16 protein-coding genes are annotated in these 17,185 nt (G+C 65.2%); 7 read left to right on the top strand and 9 right to left on the bottom strand.

Going from position 1 to position 17,185, the window contains the following annotated elements:
* Positions 1-826 (top strand): KPN_02809 family neutral zinc metallopeptidase (gene ypfJ, locus MAXJ12_RS10005; protein ID WP_008835714.1); only part of this gene is annotated, 826 nt, incomplete at its 5' end.
* Positions 827-1,085: 259 nt separating this feature from the next.
* Entirely contained in the window at positions 1,086-1,577 is a 492-nt protein-coding gene (locus tag MAXJ12_RS10010) for a LysM peptidoglycan-binding domain-containing protein (RefSeq protein WP_008835715.1), read from the top strand.
* Between the two features lie 48 nt (positions 1,578-1,625).
* Here the strand turns inward: MAXJ12_RS10010 and MAXJ12_RS10015 are convergent, their stop codons facing one another.
* The gene (locus MAXJ12_RS10015; protein WP_008835716.1) at positions 1,626-2,426 is read right to left on the bottom strand and encodes an SH3 domain-containing protein; all 801 of its coding nucleotides are present in this window, start codon (positions 2,424-2,426) and stop codon (positions 1,626-1,628) included.
* Between the two features lie 114 nt (positions 2,427-2,540).
* A complete protein-coding gene (carA, locus tag MAXJ12_RS10020; RefSeq protein ID WP_008835717.1) occupies positions 2,541-3,743 on the bottom strand; it encodes a glutamine-hydrolyzing carbamoyl-phosphate synthase small subunit in 1,203 nt (400 codons plus the stop codon).
* Positions 3,744-4,040: 297 nt separating this feature from the next.
* Here carA and MAXJ12_RS10025 point away from each other — a divergent pair, with 297 nt between their 5' ends.
* Positions 4,041-4,490, top strand: a complete 450-nt coding sequence (locus MAXJ12_RS10025) for a GatB/YqeY domain-containing protein (protein ID WP_008835718.1) — start codon at positions 4,041-4,043, stop codon at positions 4,488-4,490.
* Between the two features lie 106 nt (positions 4,491-4,596).
* On the opposite strand, the gene MAXJ12_RS10030 is transcribed toward MAXJ12_RS10025, so the two are convergent.
* Positions 4,597-5,460: a DMT family transporter gene (locus tag MAXJ12_RS10030; protein ID WP_008835719.1), complete on the bottom strand. Its 864-nt coding sequence runs from the start codon at positions 5,458-5,460 to the stop codon at positions 4,597-4,599.
* Between the two features lie 108 nt (positions 5,461-5,568).
* Here MAXJ12_RS10030 and MAXJ12_RS10035 point away from each other — a divergent pair, with 108 nt between their 5' ends.
* The 3 genes from MAXJ12_RS10035 to MAXJ12_RS10045 all read left to right on the top strand — a co-directional run bounded on the left by MAXJ12_RS10035 (position 5,569) and on the right by MAXJ12_RS10045 (position 8,211).
* Positions 5,569-6,978 (top strand): aminotransferase-like domain-containing protein, encoded by a 1,410-nt coding sequence (locus MAXJ12_RS10035; RefSeq protein WP_008835720.1) that lies wholly within the window; start codon positions 5,569-5,571, stop codon positions 6,976-6,978.
* Positions 6,979-7,115: 137 nt separating this feature from the next.
* Positions 7,116-7,694 (top strand): HPF/RaiA family ribosome-associated protein, encoded by a 579-nt coding sequence (locus MAXJ12_RS10040; RefSeq protein ID WP_008835721.1) that lies wholly within the window; start codon positions 7,116-7,118, stop codon positions 7,692-7,694.
* Positions 7,695-7,770: 76 nt separating this feature from the next.
* Positions 7,771-8,211 (top strand): DUF2267 domain-containing protein, encoded by a 441-nt coding sequence (locus tag MAXJ12_RS10045; protein ID WP_008835722.1) that lies wholly within the window; start codon positions 7,771-7,773, stop codon positions 8,209-8,211.
* Between the two features lie 15 nt (positions 8,212-8,226).
* Here MAXJ12_RS10045 and MAXJ12_RS10050 read toward each other — a convergent pair whose 3' ends face one another.
* Genes MAXJ12_RS10050 through MAXJ12_RS10070 form a run of 5 tightly spaced genes read right to left on the bottom strand, consistent with a single transcriptional unit; the run spans position 8,227 to position 15,006 of the window.
* Entirely contained in the window at positions 8,227-9,702 is a 1,476-nt protein-coding gene (locus MAXJ12_RS10050; protein WP_008835723.1) for an FAD-dependent oxidoreductase, read from the bottom strand.
* Complete coding sequence (locus tag MAXJ12_RS10055; RefSeq protein WP_008835724.1) at positions 9,699-10,274, bottom strand: hypothetical protein; 576 nt, start codon at positions 10,272-10,274, stop codon at positions 9,699-9,701. Before MAXJ12_RS10055 ends, MAXJ12_RS10050 begins: the two co-directional genes overlap by 4 nt.
* Positions 10,275-10,329: 55 nt before the next feature.
* Positions 10,330-11,232: a glycoside hydrolase family protein gene (locus MAXJ12_RS10060; protein ID WP_008835725.1), complete on the bottom strand. Its 903-nt coding sequence runs from the start codon at positions 11,230-11,232 to the stop codon at positions 10,330-10,332.
* A gap of 2 nt (positions 11,233-11,234) precedes the next feature.
* Positions 11,235-13,229 (bottom strand): protein-L-isoaspartate(D-aspartate) O-methyltransferase, encoded by a 1,995-nt coding sequence (locus tag MAXJ12_RS10065; protein ID WP_008835726.1) that lies wholly within the window; start codon positions 13,227-13,229, stop codon positions 11,235-11,237.
* A gap of 16 nt (positions 13,230-13,245) precedes the next feature.
* On the bottom strand, positions 13,246-15,006 hold the full coding sequence (locus tag MAXJ12_RS10070) for a thiamine pyrophosphate-dependent enzyme (RefSeq protein WP_008835727.1): 1,761 nt from the start codon (positions 15,004-15,006) through the stop codon (positions 13,246-13,248).
* Positions 15,007-15,229: 223 nt separating this feature from the next.
* On the opposite strand from MAXJ12_RS10070, the gene MAXJ12_RS10075 reads away from it, so the two are divergent.
* The gene (locus MAXJ12_RS10075; protein WP_244421475.1) at positions 15,230-15,418 is read left to right on the top strand and encodes a hypothetical protein; all 189 of its coding nucleotides are present in this window, start codon (positions 15,230-15,232) and stop codon (positions 15,416-15,418) included.
* A 14-nt stretch (positions 15,419-15,432) separates the two neighbouring features.
* On the opposite strand, the gene MAXJ12_RS10080 is transcribed toward MAXJ12_RS10075, so the two are convergent.
* On the bottom strand, positions 15,433-17,097 hold the full coding sequence (locus tag MAXJ12_RS10080) for a Na/Pi cotransporter family protein (protein WP_008835729.1): 1,665 nt from the start codon (positions 17,095-17,097) through the stop codon (positions 15,433-15,435).
* Positions 17,098-17,185 lie beyond the last annotated feature (88 nt).

The raw sequence follows: 17,185 nt of genomic DNA on the forward strand, positions 1-17,185 counted from the left end.
CGGCGGCGGATTGCGCATCCCGATCGGCCGCGGCGCCGGCGGCGGCGGCATTTCGGGCATAATCATCCTCATCGTGCTGTTTTTCGCGCTGCGCGCCTGTGGCATCGACCCACTCGAAATGCTTGCCGGCGGACCGCAGGGGCCGGGTGGCGGAGGCGGGCAGATCACAGAGACAAACACCCAGGCAAGCGACGAGATGACCCAGTTCGTCTCGACGGTGCTCGCCGAGACGGAGGATGTGTGGAACGGCATCTTCCAGGCGGAGGGGCTCGACTATACCGAGCCGACGCTGGTGCTGTTTTCGGGACAGGTGCGCTCGGCCTGCGGCTATGCCTCGGCGGCGTCCGGCCCGTTCTACTGTCCGGGCGACCGCAAGGTCTATATCGACCTCGCCTTCTATGACCAACTCGAGCGCCAGTTCGAGGCCGCCGGCGACTTCGCGCAGGCCTATGTGCTGGCGCACGAGGTCGGCCACCACATCCAGAACCTGACCGGCATACTGCCGAAGTTCAACGAGATGCGGCAGTCGATGAGCCAGGCCGAGGCCAACCAGATGTCGACGCGGGTGGAATTGCAGGCCGATTGCTTCGCCGGCATATGGGGGCACTATACCAACCAGAAGGGGTTGCTCGAACAGGGCGATCTCGAAGAGGCGCTGAACGCCGCCACGCAGATCGGCGACGACACGCTGCAGCGCCGCACACAGGGCTATGTCGTGCCCGAGAGCTTCAACCATGGCACGTCGGAGCAACGCGCGACCTGGTTCAATCGCGGCTTCCAGAGCGGCAAGCTGGCGGATTGCGACACATTCAACAACCCGATCTGAGGGTTTGGCGCAACGCCGAGGCTTCTCTCCTCTCCCGCTTTCCTACGGGAAGAAATCCGAGGCGGTGAGGGGCAGCACGAACTGTCCAATGCCGGCTCAGCCCCTCATCCGTCACTTCGTGACACCTTCTCCCCGTGAACGGGGAGAAGGAAGAGTGCGCCCACCGCCTTTTCTCGCGCCAATGTGATCTGCTTCACCGACATCGCTGCCCGCCCCTTGCATTCTATGCTCCCGCAGTCCCCGCAAGGAGCACACCGCCATGCCCAATGAAATCCAGCAGCCGAAACCGTTCGACCTCGTCGGCGATCCCGTACTGATATCCGGCATCGGCCAGGGGTTCGAGGCGACGCTCAACTGGCGCGTCCATGACGGGCATGACGAGCGCACCGGCTTCTTCACTGTCGGCGGCGGCACTGGCGAGCACGGCCAGTTCCAGGTTCAAGCGGCGATCGGCGCGGCTGCCTTCCAGCTCGACCGGCTGTTCGTCGAGGTATTCGAGGAGAGTGCGCAGGACGGTTCGGAGATCAACAAGGTGATCGTGCCGGTGATCTACGGTCCGCGCATCGTCCAAAACTATATCGGCTTCCGCATCCATGTGGTGAAGCCGGGCGATACGCTGTCGAAGATCTCCGAGGAGCACTATGGCAGCACGACCCAGTTCCAGCGCATCGTGCGCGCCAATCCGCTGGTGATCGACAATCCGAACCTGATCTTCCCGGGCCAGCAGCTGAAAGTGCCGATCGGCGCGTGACAGGCCTTTGCCGCGGATGGAATCCCCGCCGGCCCTCGGGCCGGGCCGTCAGGACTCGCGGATGAAGCGCTTGTAGATCCAGCCCTTCTTGCCGTCGAACACGACTTCGCACCAGGCCTTGCAGTCGAGAACGCTGACCGACGCCTTGGCCGGCACCACGGCGACGACCCTGGACTCGTCATTGGGACCGGAGCGCAGATTGACATATTTTGTCACGCGCGCCTCGCGACCCTCCTCGGCCTCTTCTTCCGCTTTGCCGGCTTCCTCGTCGCGGGGCTCGGGGAATGGAGCGGAGGCGGGGAGGGGAACCGTCGCGATCGCGGTCTCGTCGGCTGGGTCGTCATTCTCCGAGGCCGAGCCGTCGAACTGCCGCCCGGTCGCGTCGCCTTGTTCGGCGTAGGCCATTGCGGGCGCGGCTGACGGCGTCTTTTCCTGGCCCGGGAATTTCGGCGCGGATGTTGCCGCCGGTTTCAACGCGACCGTCGCGGCGCGCTGCGCCGGAGCGGCGGCTTGCAGGCCGGCAGGCGCGGCCTTGGCTTGAGCGGTGTCGTGCCGGAGCGGCGTGGCAGACTTTGGGGCGGCCTTCGCCGCCGCGAGCGCCGCCTCGGCCTTGTCGGCGGCGGCAGCCCTGATGGTTTCACGCACCGTGGCGGGGGCTTCCGCGGCGGCGCGCATCACGGCGCGTTCGGCAAGGTGGTCGACGAACATTGCGCTCAACGTACCGGCCGCGACCACGGAGGACACGGCGGCGGCGACGCCCGCCATTCTGCGGGCTTTGCGCCAATCCAGGCGCACCCGAAACAGCCGTTTCGGTACGCCGGCGGCGCCGAGTTTACGGAAATTTTTCACACTGAACCCTCTACGCATGCCCCCGCATGCCGAATCATGGCCTGCAAATGTGGCCAGTTCGGGTCAGAATTGTGCCTATCCCCTTGAAAGGGTGCGGGGTTTCGGCGCAGCCGCTCAACGTTCGGCCAGCGCCGGCTCGCCCTTCCTCTCGCGGATCAGATTGGCGAAGCGACGGAACAGGTAGTGCGAATCCTGCGGGCCGGGCGAGGCCTCGGGGTGATGCTGCACCGAGAACACCGGCTTGCCGGCAAGCGAGATGCCGCAATTGGAGCCGTCGAACAGCGAGACGTGGGTTTCCTCGACGCCTTCGGGCAGCGACTTCGAATCGACCGAGAAGCCGTGATTCATCGACACGATCTCGACCTTTCCGGTGGTATGGTCTTTCACCGGGTGATTGGCGCCGTGATGGCCCTGGTGCATCTTTTCGGTCGTGCCGCCGAGCGCCAGCGCCAGCATCTGGTGGCCTAGGCAGATGCCGAACACCGGCAGTTCGGTCTTCAGCAGATCCTTGATCACCGGCACGGCGTATTCGCCGGTGGCGGCCGGGTCGCCGGGACCGTTGGAGAGAAAGACGCCGTCCGGTTTCATGGCGAGGATCTCGTCGGCGCCGGTCCTGGCCGGCACGACGGTGACCTTGGCGCCAAGGCCGGCAAGCAGCCTCAGTATGTTGCGCTTGATGCCGTAGTCTATGGCGACGACGTGCATGGAAGGCTCGACCTGCTCGCCATAGCCTTCATCCCAGACCCAGGGCGTTTCCCGCCAGACCGACGACTGGCCGGAGGTGACTTCCTTCGCCAGGTCGAGGCCGACAAGGCCGGACCACGCCTTTGCCCTGGCCTTCAGGTCGTCGATGTCAAACCTGCCGTCGGGCGCGTGCGCGATGACGGCGTTGGGCGCACCCTTCTCCCGGATCAGCGCGGTCAGCGCGCGGGTGTCAACGCCCGAGATGGCGATGACGCCGCGCCGCTTCAGCCACTGGTCGAGATGGCCGGAGGCGCGGTAGCTCGACGGGTTGGTGACGTCGGCCTTGAACACGGCGCCGACAGCGCCGGCGCGCGCCGCCGGGTTCAGGTCCTCGATATCCTCGTCATTGGCGCCGATATTGCCGATATGCGGGAAGGTGAAGGTGACGATCTGGCCGGCATAGGACGGGTCGGTGAGGATTTCCTGATAGCCGGTAAGCGCCGTGTTGAAGCACACTTCAGCCACAGCGCTGCCCGTCGCGCCGAGCCCGCGCCCTTCGATGACGGTGCCGTCGGCGAGCACCAGAAGGGCGGTCGGCATTTCGGTTGCCCAGGGGGCGGTGGCGGCGGCCATAGCGGTGCTCCGTGTCGATCGGGTCAGGCAGGCTGCGCCCTTGAAAAGCGGCCCGCAAAAGGCCATATGGCGCAACGAAAAGCACGGGACGCCGCGATGGTCGCGAACTCCCCGTGCACGGCAAAACAGTTCATGCAAGGCGCGGAGAATAAGCGAAGCAGCCCGACCGGTCAATGACCACGGACGCGGTGAAGCCAAATAATTTCCTTTGGAAAACAGGAACTTGGCGGCTCACATTGCGTTTGCGTTGATCGGTCGCGGGCGTTATTGTCGCTCGCCGGTAAAGGAGATTCCGCCATGCGCGAGCAAATCGCCCAGGCACTCAAATCGTCGCTCAAAGCCCAGGACAAGCGGTCGACGTCGACGCTGCGCCTGATCAACGCGGCAATCCAGGATCGCGACATCGCCAATCGCGGCGCGGGCAAGGACCCCGTCAGCGACGAGGAGATCATGCAGATCCTGGCCAAGATGGTGAAGCAGCGCGAGGAATCGGCCAAGGCCTTCGAGGAAGGCAACAGGCTGGAACTCGCGGCGCAGGAGCGCGACGAGATCGCGATCATCCGCGGCTTCATGCCCAAGCAGCTCGGCGAGGACGCCGTGAAGCAGGCCTGCCAGCAGGTCATTCACGAGGTCGGCGCCGACGGCCTGCGGGACATGGGCCGCTGCATGAACGCGCTCAAGGAGAAGTTCCCGGGCAAGATGGACTTCGGCAAGGCCAGCGGCATCGTCAAGACGATGCTGCAGTAGGCGAGAGCCGACGGCCAGTGATGGTCATGTGAAGCCGGCCTGCAAGGGCCGGCTTTTTTTGCGTTTTCCGTCCGGTTGCTGCAAGCGCCGTTCCGGTCGCCGAACGTTACCTTGCGAACTTCCGCGCCCCGGCTACGCACAGGATAACGCCGACGGTGACCGCGAGCATGAGTCCGCTTACGGGTTCATGGAGCAGCGTCGCCGCCAAAGCGAGACCAAAGAACGGTTGAAGCAACTGCAACTGCCCCACGGCAGCGATGCCGCCCTGCGCCAGTCCGCGATACCAGAACACGAAGCCGATAAGCATGCTGAACAAGGATACGTAGGCAAGGCTGATCCAGGTCGGCGTACCCACGCCCGCAAATGACGGCGGTATCAGAAACCATGTGAGCGGCATCATGACGGGCAGCGACAGGACAAGCGCCCATGAGATGACCTGCCAACCTCCCAGCGAGCGCGACAATCTTGCGCCTTCGGCATAGCCGAGCCCGCAGGCAATGATGGCGGCAAGCATCAAGGCATCGCCTTGGGGTGAGGCTGACAGGCCCTGCATCAGCGCGAAGCCGACCACCAGCGAGCTGCCCAGCAGCGAGAACATCCAGAAAGCCGGGCGGGGATGTTCGCCGCCGCGTATCACGCCGAAGATAGCCGTCGCCAGCGGCAGCAATCCGATAAAGACGATGGAATGCGCCGAAGTGACGTATTGGAGCGCAAGCGCGGTAAGGAGCGGAAAGCCCACCACAACGCCCAATGCGACGATCATCAGTGGAACATGGTCGCCGCGAGCCGGGCGCTTCTCCTTGAAGGCAAGCAGCAGGAGGACGGCCAGGAGGCCGGCGATGGCGGCGCGGGCGACGGTGAGGAACACGGGGTCGAGTTCCATAACAGCAACCCGCGTCGCCGGCAGGGAGCCGCTGAAGATCAGGACGCCGATTAACCCGTTGATCCAACCTGCCGCTGTCCTGTCCATGCCCCGACCCTTCGATTTGCCGGCCCCTTATCTGCTCCGGCGGCTGGCGCAGCCAGTAACGGTTCGGTACAATTTAGCCGAACTGTTATGCTGAAAGGGGCAGTACGGATGGACGAACAGACGGCAGGAGGCACTCGTGTCGACATGGTCATGGCTACGATCCGGCAACGCATTGCCGGACGCAGCCTGACGCCGGGCGCAAGGCTGCCGTCGATCCGGAAATCCGCTTCGGCGCTGAAGGTTTCGCCTTCAACAGTCGTGGATGCTTACGAGCGGCTGGTTGCGGAGGGAGCGATCCGCTCACGTCCAGGCTCTGGATTCTACGTCGCCAACCAGACGGCTCCGCTGTCGCTCTCCGAGATCGGCCCCAAGGTCGACCGCGCCGTCGATCCTTTCTGGGTCTCGCGGCAATCGCTGGAATCAAGCGACGGCGTCTTGAAGCCCGGCTGCGGCTGGCTTCCTCCGTCATGGCTGCCGGAGGACAGCATCAGGAGGGCGCTTCGTGCACTCGCGCGCGCTGACGGTGCCGTGCTTGCCGACTACGGCTCCCCTTTGGGCCTGCCGGCACTGCGCCAGTTCCTGGCGCGGCGCATGGCCGAACGAGGCATCGAGTCTTCGCCCGACCAGATCATGCTGACGGAATCCGGCACGCAGGCAATGGATCTGCTGTGTCGCCTCTTGCTTGAGCCCGGCGACACCGTGCTCGTCGACGATCCTTGCTACTTCAACTTCCAGGCCCTGCTTCGCGCCCACCGCGCCAAGATCGTCAGCGTGCCTTATACGCCCGTCGGTCCGGACATCGAGCTATATGGACAGGCGCTCAACGAGCATCGTCCGCGGCTCTACATCACGAATTCCGCGATCCACAATCCAACCGGCGCGATCCTGTCTCCGGTTGTGGCTCACAAGGTGCTCAAGCTCGCGGATCAATTCGGGCTGACCATCATCGAAGATGATCTTTTCGCCGACTTCGAGCGCCTGCCGGCGCCGCGTCTTTCAGCCTTCGACGGGCTCGACCGCGTCGTCCTGATCGGCAGCTTCTCCAAGACGATTTCAGCGTCGGTGCGATGCGGGTTCGTGGCCGCGCGCCCGGAATGGATCGAAGGGCTCATCGATCTTAAGATCGCCACCTCGTTCGGCGGCGGGCGGCTGGGCGCCGAACTGGTTCTGGCCGTGCTCAGCGATGGCCGCTACCGAAAGCATATGGAGACCCTGCGCAGCCGTCTCGGCAGCGCCATGTCCGATGTTGCGGCCAGGTTGAAAGCCATCGCGATTGAACCCTGGCTGATGCCGGAGGCAGGCATGTTGCTGTGGTGCCGTCTTCCCGGTGACGTCGATGCAGCAGACCTTGCCCGGGCGGCGGTTGCCGAAAACGTGGTTCTGGCGCCGGGGAATGCATTCAGCGTGTCGCAGTCCGCCGGCAATTTCATGCGTTTCAACGTTTCTCAAACGCTGGACGACCGCATATTCGAGGTGTTGCGGCGGTCCCTCGATCGCGCCCGCAAATCCGGCTCGTGAGCGAAAGCCGCAGCGCAACGTCGGCTTCTGAAGCATTCGGACCGAACGGTCCAGCCCCCGAAAATTGCCGGAACGATCGTTCGGCAGGGACGTTGGCAGGTTGCCGCCCGCGCGGCCAGACAATAGCGAGAAAACCGATGCAAATCCCTCTCGAAATCGCCTTCCACAGAATAGACAAATCCGACGCCGCCGAAAGCGAGATCCGCGCCCGCGTGGACAAACTGGAAAAGCTCTATGGCGGGCTGGTGGGCTGTCGCGTGCGGGTCGACCAGCGCGCCGACAAGAACCGGACGCCGCCGGTGGTCCATATCGAGATGAGTGTGCCCGGCCACAAGGATCTGGTCGTCGCCTATGAACCCGAACGCCTGATGCAGAAGTTCCAGAACCCGGATCTGCGCAACGCCATCTCCGACGCCTTCGACGCCGCCGAACGGCAGATCGTCGAATTCAAGCGGCAGCGCGAGGGCGGCGCGACCGCGGATTATCATGACGGGACGAACCAGTTCCTCGGCCAGGTGGCCGAGATGCATCCCGAAGAGGACCACGGTTTCCTGATGACCAAGGAGGGCGGGCTGCTCTACTTCCACCGCAATAGTCTGCTCAGCGGCGATTTCGACAAGCTGAAGCGCGGCGACGAAGTCCATTACGTCGAGGATATGGGCGATACCGGGCCGACCGCCGCCAAGGTGCGTCCGGTGGAAACGCCTGAATCGTGATCGATTTTTGGGAACCATGGCCGTTCGGCCCTGTTTTTCAGGCACACAGGCAAGCGCAGGAAAACAGGAGGTAGCGATGAGCGCCACCGGATTGGACGTATTCGACAAGACGCTGCAGACCACGAATATCTGGCTCGACGAGATCATGGAGGAGATGGGCCCCGACCGCCAGCTTGCATGGCATATGCTCGGCTCGGTTCTCCGGGCAGTGCGGGACAGGGTCCAGCCCGACCTCGCGGCGCATCTGGGTTCGCAATTGCCGCTGCTCGTGCGCGGCGCCTATTTCGACCGCTACAAGCCATCTACGACGCCCGACAAGATCCGCTCGCTCGACGAGTTCCTCGGCAAGATCAAGGAAGACATGCAGTTCACCCGGCCGGTGGATTCGGAGGACGCGCTGCGCGTCGTCTGCCGGGTCATGGCCAAACATGTCGGGGAAGGGCAGGCCGCCAAGATATTCGAGGCGCTGCCGGCCGACATCAGGCGCGTGGCCGAGCCGCGCGAGAACGTGCACTGACAGCGCGGCGGCGGATCAGAGTTGCGCCGGCGGCAGCGGCTTGCGGGCGGGGCCGTGGATGACGGACCCGTCGGCGGCGAAGATCGAGCCGTGGCACGGGCAGTCCCAGCTCCGCTCGGCATTGTTCCAGGTCACGGTGCAGCCCTTGTGGGTGCAGGCCGCCGAAACGGCATGAAGCTCTCCTCTTTCGTCGCGCCAGGCGGCGATCTTTTCCTCGCCCCTGACGATCACGCCGCCTTCGCCGGGCGCGATATCTTCCACGCCTGCCACGATTGACTGGCTGTCGCCGTTCCGGTGGAAATCCTCAGGGTAAGGCCGTGTCGGGTCGTAGAGCTTTTGCCAATGGCTCGACCGGCCACGGATGAGTTCCGCGATCATCATGCCGGCGGCGGTGCCGTTGCTGATGCCCCAAGCGTTGAAGCCGGCGGCGATGTGGAAGCCGGGCGCTTTTTCGGGGTCCGGCGTGCCGGCATAAGGCACGCGGTCGGGCGTGTCGTAATCCTCGTTGCACCAGCGCCAGACGGCTTCGCCGACGGGGAGATTCGCCTTGGCCCAGTTGTCCAGTTCGACGAAACGCCTCGCAACATCGCCATCCTGGCCGGTGTTGAATTTCGGGCCGAGCGCCACAAGAAATGGGCCTTCGGCGTCGCGGCCCATGCGGATCGAGCGCGTCGGGTCGTCGATGCCGATGAACATGCCGTCGACGGCCAGCGGATCGTCTACGCGGAAGGCCATTGCGACATGGCTGCGCGGCTGGGTCCGGTTGGCCATGCCGACCGGGCTCTTGACGGTCATGTTGGTGGCTACGACCACGTGCTCGGCATGGACCGTGCCGTTGTCGGTGACGGCGCGCCAGCGGCTCGCCTCGCCGATATGCCGGACGCGGCTCCGCTCGAAGATGCGGCCGCCGCGGGCGGTGACGGCCTCGGCCAGGCCGGTCAGGTACATGGCCGGGTTGAACTGCGCCTGGTCGGGAAAGAGCAGCGCGCCGGCGGTGTCGAAGGGCAGCGGCGCGCGGTCGAGAATATCGGCGTCCAGGCCCAGCCGGCGCGCAGCCTCGGCTTCCGCCTCGATCTCGCCGCGTCGCGCGGGGCTCTGCGTATAGGTATAGGCAGACTTCTCTTCGAGGTCGCAGGCGATGTCGAAGGCGAGCGCCCATTCCCGGATCTGGGTGGCGCCGGCGCGGTTGGCGTCGGCATAATCCTGCGCGAGGTCGAAGCCGAGCGTGTCGATCAGGTGTCGGTAGATCAGCGCGTGCTGCGTCGTGATCTTGGCGGTCGAGCGGCCCGTCACCTGGCCGCCGACGCGAAGTCCTTCCAGCACCACGACCTCGCGGCCTTCCTCGCAAAGGCGAAGCGCCGTCGTGAGGCCGACGATGCCTGCCCCGACCACCAACGTTTCGGCATGGATGGAGCCTTCAAGCGCGGGATAGGCGGTTGGACGCGCTGTCGCCGTCCAGCAGCTTCCGGACTTGCCGGGGAGCTGGATCATGATGCCGCCCGGTTGTGCGCCTCGCCCTCGCGCTTCGCTTGTTCGAGATCCTCGTCGGACAGTACCCGCACGTCCGGGTCGGTCGAATCGTCGGCAGCGGGCGTGAAGCGAAGCTTTTCCATGTAGGGCGTGGGCTTCTTGCGCCGGAAATCCGCGAACTCCTTGGCGTAATAGTCCCGCGCCTGCTGCACGGATTTTGCGCCGGTCACGATGTCGTGCATCAGGTTTAGCGCAAGGAAATTCGCCTGCTCGTCGTGGCAGCGGGCCGACACCTCGCCGGCGGTGCGCTCGGCGATGATGCTGCCGTCGAATTCGGCGAGTTCGTCGAATTTTTCCGGCGGCACCCGGTAGTCGATGACGGATTCGACGGAATCGATGTGCGGCGCCGGAAAGTTGTGCTCGTAGAACGCTCTCGAGGCGACGATCCGCTTCCACGGGCCGGGCTTGTGCCAGGTCAGTTGCGTATCGGTGGCCTCGTCGGGCTCGCCATACTTGTCGATGACGAGTTGTGCCGCCTCACGGGATTCCTCGGGCCAGCCTGCGATGAGTTGCGAGGTTTGGTTTGCGGGCATGGGGCATCTCCCTGAACTGCCCGACCAACTGCGGCGGCTCCGGAATGTTCCGCCGTCAACCGGCGTTCGCCGAGATGAATGCGCCCGGCAGATGCGCCGTGCAGGTCATCACCCAGGTAATAGCCTCCCGGTCGTATTCGTCGCCAGAATGCCAATCCTCGAAGAAGGCGTGCAGGCGCTCGATACGCTCCGGCCAGACGCCGGTCGCCTGCAGGCCGAGCGAGACGCCGTAATTGGTGAAGGCGATCTTCGTGGCGCGCAGCCAGGGCGCGCGGCAGAAGTAGCCTGGCGGATCGACCCACATCGTGTCGAGCATTCCCAGCGACTGCTCCGTCTGCCCTTTGGCCCATGGCTCGCCGGGAAAAAAATGGGCGAGCCAGAGCATCATGCCGAGGCCGAGGTCCTGCTCGATTTCCAGCGTACGCCAGTCGCGCTCCATCAGGCCCTTCATATCGGCGATCTCCGGCGCGAGCGCGTCCTCGTCCAGCATGCGGTAGGAGATATAGCCGTCATAGGCGTCCATCGCGCCGAGCCCGTAGCCGGGATAGGGGCCGCTGAGATCCTCCTGCATCTTCCAGATCACGCCGCGGCCGGGGATCACGAATGCCGGGTGGATCTCGCGCGCCAGCGCGATGCCGCGCTGCCGGTATTCGGGCTTGATGTCGCCAAGCCGCGCCAGCGCGAACAGCCACATTGCGAGATAGTGAAAATACTGGCCGTCGCGGTCCGCCGCCTCGCCGATGCGCAGCCCGCGCGGACGGCCGAGGACGCGTTCGACATCTGCCGCCAGCCGCTCGGCCTCCTCGAGCCAGCGCTCCTCGCCGGTTTCATGGTAGAGCGAGATGTAGAGAACGACGCCGAAGGCGTCGGTCCAGAGATAGCGCAGGCCGTTCGGCCAGATGCGCTCGGCCCGCATCCAGTCAAGCTTGGCGAGGACGTAGTCGACGTCGCGCAGCATACCTAGAGGCCGAACGGATAGGTGTCGGGAACGCCGGGCTTGACGTGCTCCGGCCCGAGCGGCGTCACCGCCTGGGTTTCGTCGAACCAGACGAAGGCGTCGAACTGCTGCGGCAGCGAGGCGTCGGCATAATGGCTCATCAGCTCGGAATCGGGCCTGTAGATAACGCCGATGAAGCGCTCCAGCCGCGGTTCCAAAAGCCGTCGGCGCAGCGCCTCGTCACGGCCGAGATCGAGCAGGAAGCGCGCCACGCCGGCATCGTGGCAGAGCCGCTCGTAGCTGTCGCGGTGCGAGGGCCGGACCCGCTTAACCTCCATGTCGCCGTCCCAATCAGTGGCGGCGGCGACAGTGCCGGTGTGGGTGCCGAAGCCGATCAGCGCCGCCTGGTCGCCAAAGCGTTCGCGGCAGAGCTGGCCGATGTTCAACTCATCGCGCATCGCGCCCATGTCGGTATAGCGGGCGTCGCCGATGTGGGAGTTGTGCGCCCAGACCACTGCCTTGGACTGCGGCCCGCGAGCCTCGAGCAGGTGTTCCAGCGTCTCGAACATATGGGTATCGCGCAGGTTCCAGGATTCCGCGCCGCCATAATACATGATGCGGTAGTAGCGTTCGGCCGAGGCGACGAGACGCGCATTCTGCGCAGCGTCGAGGAAGCTCTCGCCGTCCTGCAAGGTGTATTCGAGCCGGCTTGCCAGAAGCTCCCGGCACTGGTCGATGACCGCCTGCTCGCATTTGCGGTAGCCGGCGGTGAGCACCGCGCGCCCGTAGGTGGACGGCTCCCTCTGCCAGGGCGTGAGGCAGCCGTAGCGCTCGCGGGCGACCGCGGCAGCTTCCGGATCGACCTTGTCGAGATAGGCCAGCACCGCGGCAATCGAGCCGCGCATATTGTAGATGTCGAGGCCGTAAAAGCCGGCCTGGCGCTCGGGGTCGGCCACGCCCTCATTGTGCTGGCGCATCCAGTCGGTGAAGGCTGCGACATCGGTGTTGCGCCACATCCAGGTGGGGAAGCGCTGGAAGGGGAGTTCGGCGCGCTCCCTGGCCGGCCGGTGGCGCACATAGCCGTCCACAGCGGCGGCGTCGGGCCAGTCCGCCTCGACGGCGACGATGGTGAAGCCGTGCTTCTCGATCAGATGGCGGGTGATGGCCGCGCGGGCGCGGTAGAATTCCGAGGTGCCGTGGCTCGCCTCGCCGAGCAGAACGACACGGCGATCGGCAAAGCGGTCGAAGAGCCGGCCGAAGGCCGGGTCGTCGAAGCCGGGCAGGCGTTCGGCTGCCGCCGCGATCATCTCCGGCAGGCTGCGCCCGGCGACATGGCCGGGCAGATGGTTGGTGGCGGAGCGGCTGCCGTTTTCCGCCCAGCCCTGTTCGCCGACGAGCGGTACGAACATGACCGCGCCGAGGTCCTCCTCCTCGAAGGTAGTGCCGCCGGTGCGGGTGATCTTCAGCAGTCGCTGGTTGCGCGGCTCCTCGCCGACCGGAATAATCAGCCTGCCGCCGACATCGAGCTGGTCCTTGAGCGCCTGCGGCGTCGAGGGGCCGGCGGCCGCGACCAGTATGGCGTCGAAGGGCGCGGCCTCGAGCCAACCCTTGGTGCCGTCGCCGACCCGCAGCTCGATATTGGCATAGCCCAGCCTGTCGAACCGCTGTGTCGCGGCTTCGGCAAGTGCGGCATGGCGCTCGATGGCGTGGACACTTTTGGCGATGCGGCTCATCACGGCGGCGGCGTAGCCGGAGCCGGCGCCGACTTCGAGCACCCTATCTCCAGGTTTCACTTCCGCCGCCTCGATCATCAGCGCGACGATGTAGGGCTGAGAGATGGTCTGGCCTTCGCCGATCGGCAGAGCCCCATCCTCATAGGCGAATTCCTCGAAGCCGGGTTCGACGAATTTTTCGCGCGGCACCTCGCGCATGGCGGCGAGCACGTTGCGGTCGCGCACGCCGCGACGGGCCAAGTGGACATCGACCATGCGGTCGCGCGCCTTCGACAGGTCAAGCATGGCTGCCTCCTCGAATTTACGAGCTTCCGGCCATCATCGAGCTAAGCGGCTCGTGACTGACGTTCTCTTCGATCTGTTCGTGCCCCGGCGTCTGGGGCAGCGCCTTGCGGAAGTTCTTTGCGTAGTCCGGCGGCATTTTCGGCGGCATCATCGGCTCGTAAGCGTCGACAACCGCCTCGATCACCACCGGGCCATCGGCCGCGAAGGCGGCGTCGAGTACGCCCTCAATCTCGTCCGGGCGGGTAACGCTGAGCCCGATCCCGCCCATCGCCTCGGCGGCCATCGCAAAGTCGATGGGCTGCAATTCGCAGCCGAACTGGGGATTGCCGAGGAACATCATCTGCTCCCAGGCGATCTGGTTGAGCATGCCGTTTTTCAGCACCAGCAACTTGAGCGGAATGCCGTAGCGCACGGCGGTCGAGAATTCGCCGAGCTGCATGGCGAAGCCGCCATCGCCCACGACGGAGAATATCGGTCTACCGGGAAATGCGATGCCGGCGGCAATCGCGTAGGGCAGACCGCAGGCCATCGAGGCCAGCGCTCCGGAGACGCCGAACTCCTGGCCGGCCCTCAGGTCGATGTGGCGGGCGGCGAGTTCGGTGTTCTGGCCGGAATCGGTCGTCAGGATCGCGTTGTCGGGCATGCGGCGCCCCAACGCCTTGACTATGACTTGGGGCTTCATCGGAACGTCGGTCCGGCTTTCCGACAGCGCCATCATTTCGCGCCAGCGCGCCATGCCGGCCTGCGCCTTTTCCAGGAAGCCGCGATCGGCCTTCTGTGTGAGCCTTTCGTTGAGGAGGCGCAGCGTCTGGGCCGCGTCGCCGACCAACCCGGCTTCCACGGGACAACGCAGACCGATGCGTTGCGCGTCGCGGTCGATCTGCACTATGCGCGCCTTGCCCGGCTCGGGGTAATATTCGATGTAGGGGAAGGTCGAGCCGACGATGAGCAGCGCGTCGCACTCCTTCAGCGCTTCCTGCGAGGGCAGGGTGCCGAGGATGCCGATGCCACCGGTGGTGTGCGGATGATCGTCCGGCAGCACCGCCTTGCCGAGCAGCGCCTTGGCGACCGGGGCGGCGAGCAGGTCGGCGGCGCGCTCCAGCTCCTGCCTGGCGCTCCGTGCGCCCTGTCCGGCGAGGATGGCGACCTTCTTCGCCGCATTGAGTATCTTCGCAGCGTTCTCAACCTGCCGTGCATCAGGCAGCCTGTCGCCCTCAAACCACTGGTCCGGCGTGTGCGACGGGCGGTTGCGCTTCGAGCGCCGGGATTCGTCGAGCGCCAGTTCCTGCACATCGCTGGCGATCGACAAATGCGCGACACCTCGCTCGGCCAACGCCGAACGGCAGGCAAGGCCGGCGAGGTTTTCCATATGCACCGCGTCGGAGACCTGCGCGTTGAAGACGGTCACGTCGTTGAAGACCCGCGTCAGATCTACATCCTGCTGGGTGAAGGTTTCGATCAGATCGTGGAACTGCATGCCGGTGACGGCGAGAACCGGCGCCTGGTCCAGCCTGGCGTCGTAAAGGCCGGTGAGCAGATGGGTTCCGCCAGGCCCGGAGGTCGCCAGGCATACTCCCAGCCTGCCGGTCCACTTGGCGTAGGCGCAGGCCATGAAGGCGGCGGATTCCTCATGCCGCACCTGGATAAAGCGGATGCGGTCCTGACGCGTCCGCAGCGCCTCCATGATGCCGTTTATGCCGTCTCCGGGAAGGCCGAAGACCACTTCGACATTCCATTTTATCAGGGTCTCAATGAGAATATCGGCAGCGTTCGGCATGACAGGATCCTTCGTGGATTGCGACGCGGAGGCTGCGCGCAAACGGGTTCTGCAATGGATCGCCGCCGCTGGTCGCCATGAGCTTGAATGCGGCAAAGGGCGAGAGGTTCACAAAATGGGAGAAAAACCGGCGACCGGCAGGTCCGTCGGCCCCCAGAATCGCGACGCTATCGTCGGAACGCTTTCGCGCTCCAGAGGTTTTGCGGGAAAGATGGAGGCTCAGATGCCAGACCGCGAAAAGCCGATCTCGAACAAGCGCGCCAGCGGCAGCGACAAGGCCGTTCACCCGAGCAAGGAGGGCGGCAGCCAACAGCAGAAGGCGCAGGAATGGGGCGGCGGCTCCAAGGCTTCCAAAGGCAAGGTCACGAGCGCCGACAAGCGCAACGAAAATTCGAGCGCCAAGGGCCGCTGATCGGGAATTTGAAGTCAGCCGGCCTTCAGCCGCGAGCCGCTGAGCAATCCCCGTTCTTCGAGCACGGGATAGGCCATCGAAGCCAGCAGCGAATTGATCTGCTTCAGGTCGCGTATGGTATCGAGATGGATCGAGCTGGTCTCGACGCTCTTTGCCGTGCCTTCGCGCAGGCGTTCGAAATGGCTCTGGCTGGAGCGCTTTTCGAGGTCACGCAGCCGGTCCTTCTCCCGCACCAACTGCCGCGCGGTTTCCGAATCGCGCGACACCAGCACGTTGAAGGCCAGCTTGGCATTGGCCACCACGGAGGTGTGGAAGGCGGTCAGCTCGCGCCAGCCCTGTTCGGTGAACTCCAGCCCGCGGTCGAACTTCTTCTGCACATGGACCAGCATGTTGCGCACGATAATGTCGCCGACCTGCTCGAGCTTGACACAGGCGCCGATAAGCTCCTGGCAGCGCAGCGCGTCGGCTTCGGAAAGCGTGCGGCTGGTCACCTTGGCCAGATAGAGCTTGATCGCCGCATGCTTGCGGTCGACGCGGTCGTCGAGCGCCGACAGGGCGTTAATCTTGTCCTGGTCGGCCTCGACATAGAGCTCGATGATGCGCTGGAGCATGATCTCCACAGTTTCGCAGACCCGCACCACCTCGCGGGTGGCGTTGGCGAGCGCCTGCGAGGGCGTGTCGAGCGCTGCCTCGTCGAGCGCGCTAAGCTCGGTGGCGGCGAGCGATGCCGGTTGGGCCTCCGGCGCGCCGAGCGCCACGATCCGCCCGGCCAGACGGTGGACGAGGCCGGCAAGCGGGATGCCGAGCAGCGCAAGCATAAGGTTGAACGCGATGTGGCCATGGATCAGCTGGTCGGGCACGGTAGCGCCCAGCCAATCGAGCGGCGGCGCAAAGAAGATAAGAACAAGGAGCGCGGCAAGCGCGCCCGTGCCGCGCATTATGAGATTGCCGAGCGGCACGATCCTGGCCTTGGGGATCGCCGCGCGCGATAGCATGACGGCGATGACGCCGCCGCCGAGATTGGCGCCCAGCACCAGCACGAGGCCGAGTTCGACGGGTATGAGGCCGCGCGCAGCCAGCGCAACGACCAGCAATATCGCCGCGACGCTGGAATGGAACAGCCAGGTCATGATGGCGGCAAGCAGGAACGCCGTGACCGGGTCGCTTGAGAGATAATTGACGACGACCGGCAGGATGGGGCTTTCGCGCAGCGGCTCGGACGCTTCGCCGATCATGCGCAGCGACAGGATCAGAAGGCCTACGCCGACGAGTATGCGGCCGAACTGGCGCCAGTCACGGCGCTCGGTGGCCATGAACATGGCGGTCCCGGCGGCGAGGCAGAGCGGCACCAGCAGCGACAGGTCGAAGCTCAGCAGCTTGACGACCAGCGCGGAGCCGACATCGGCGCCGAGCACGGCGAGCAGGCCGGACGTGCCGCCGACGATGCCCGCGCCGCTGAACGAGCCGACCAGCAGGGCAACGGCGGTGGCGCTCTGCAGGCAGATGGCAAGCGCTGCGCCGGCGAGGATGGCCAGCACCGGATTGCGCAGCACAGAGCGCAGGCGATGGCGCAGCACGTCGCCATAGGCGCGCTCGACGCCGGTGCGCACCATGCGCGTGGCGAACAGCAGCAGCGCCACCGCGCCCGCAAGGTGCAGGAGAACGACGGACCCGCTCATGCCGGGCAGCCGGCGCGCTGTGCATGGAAATTGAAGCGCAAGATCATCTCATCCAATCGGCGAATCGCGGCGTTGTTCCGTCGGCCGT

This window comes from Mesorhizobium alhagi CCNWXJ12-2 (assembly GCF_000236565.1).
GTDB lineage: Bacteria > Pseudomonadota > Alphaproteobacteria > Rhizobiales > Rhizobiaceae > Allomesorhizobium > Allomesorhizobium alhagi.

What these genes read in the sequence shown, in the direction of transcription:
- MAXJ12_RS10075 (WP_244421475.1), top strand. Translation starts at nt 15,230, where the DNA reads ATGCCAGACCGCGAAAAGCCGATCTCGAACAAGCGCGCCAGCGGCAGC.
- MAXJ12_RS10035 (WP_008835720.1), top strand. Translation starts at nt 5,569, where the DNA reads ATGGACGAACAGACGGCAGGAGGCACTCGTGTCGACATGGTCATGGCT.
- MAXJ12_RS10040 (WP_008835721.1), top strand. Translation starts at nt 7,116, where the DNA reads ATGCAAATCCCTCTCGAAATCGCCTTCCACAGAATAGACAAATCCGAC.
- MAXJ12_RS10010 (WP_008835715.1), top strand. Translation starts at nt 1,086, where the DNA reads ATGCCCAATGAAATCCAGCAGCCGAAACCGTTCGACCTCGTCGGCGAT.
- MAXJ12_RS10030 (WP_008835719.1), bottom strand. Translation starts at nt 5,460, where the DNA reads ATGGACAGGACAGCGGCAGGTTGGATCAACGGGTTAATCGGCGTCCTG.
- MAXJ12_RS10045 (WP_008835722.1), top strand. Translation starts at nt 7,771, where the DNA reads ATGAGCGCCACCGGATTGGACGTATTCGACAAGACGCTGCAGACCACG.
- MAXJ12_RS10050 (WP_008835723.1), bottom strand. Translation starts at nt 9,702, where the DNA reads ATGATCCAGCTCCCCGGCAAGTCCGGAAGCTGCTGGACGGCGACAGCG.
- MAXJ12_RS10080 (WP_008835729.1), bottom strand. Translation starts at nt 17,097, where the DNA reads ATGAGCGGGTCCGTCGTTCTCCTGCACCTTGCGGGCGCGGTGGCGCTG.
- MAXJ12_RS10065 (WP_008835726.1), bottom strand. Translation starts at nt 13,229, where the DNA reads ATGCTTGACCTGTCGAAGGCGCGCGACCGCATGGTCGATGTCCACTTG.
- MAXJ12_RS10055 (WP_008835724.1), bottom strand. Translation starts at nt 10,274, where the DNA reads ATGCCCGCAAACCAAACCTCGCAACTCATCGCAGGCTGGCCCGAGGAA.
- carA (WP_008835717.1), bottom strand. Translation starts at nt 3,743, where the DNA reads ATGGCCGCCGCCACCGCCCCCTGGGCAACCGAAATGCCGACCGCCCTT.
- MAXJ12_RS10025 (WP_008835718.1), top strand. Translation starts at nt 4,041, where the DNA reads ATGCGCGAGCAAATCGCCCAGGCACTCAAATCGTCGCTCAAAGCCCAG.
- MAXJ12_RS10060 (WP_008835725.1), bottom strand. Translation starts at nt 11,232, where the DNA reads ATGCTGCGCGACGTCGACTACGTCCTCGCCAAGCTTGACTGGATGCGG.
- MAXJ12_RS10070 (WP_008835727.1), bottom strand. Translation starts at nt 15,006, where the DNA reads ATGCCGAACGCTGCCGATATTCTCATTGAGACCCTGATAAAATGGAAT.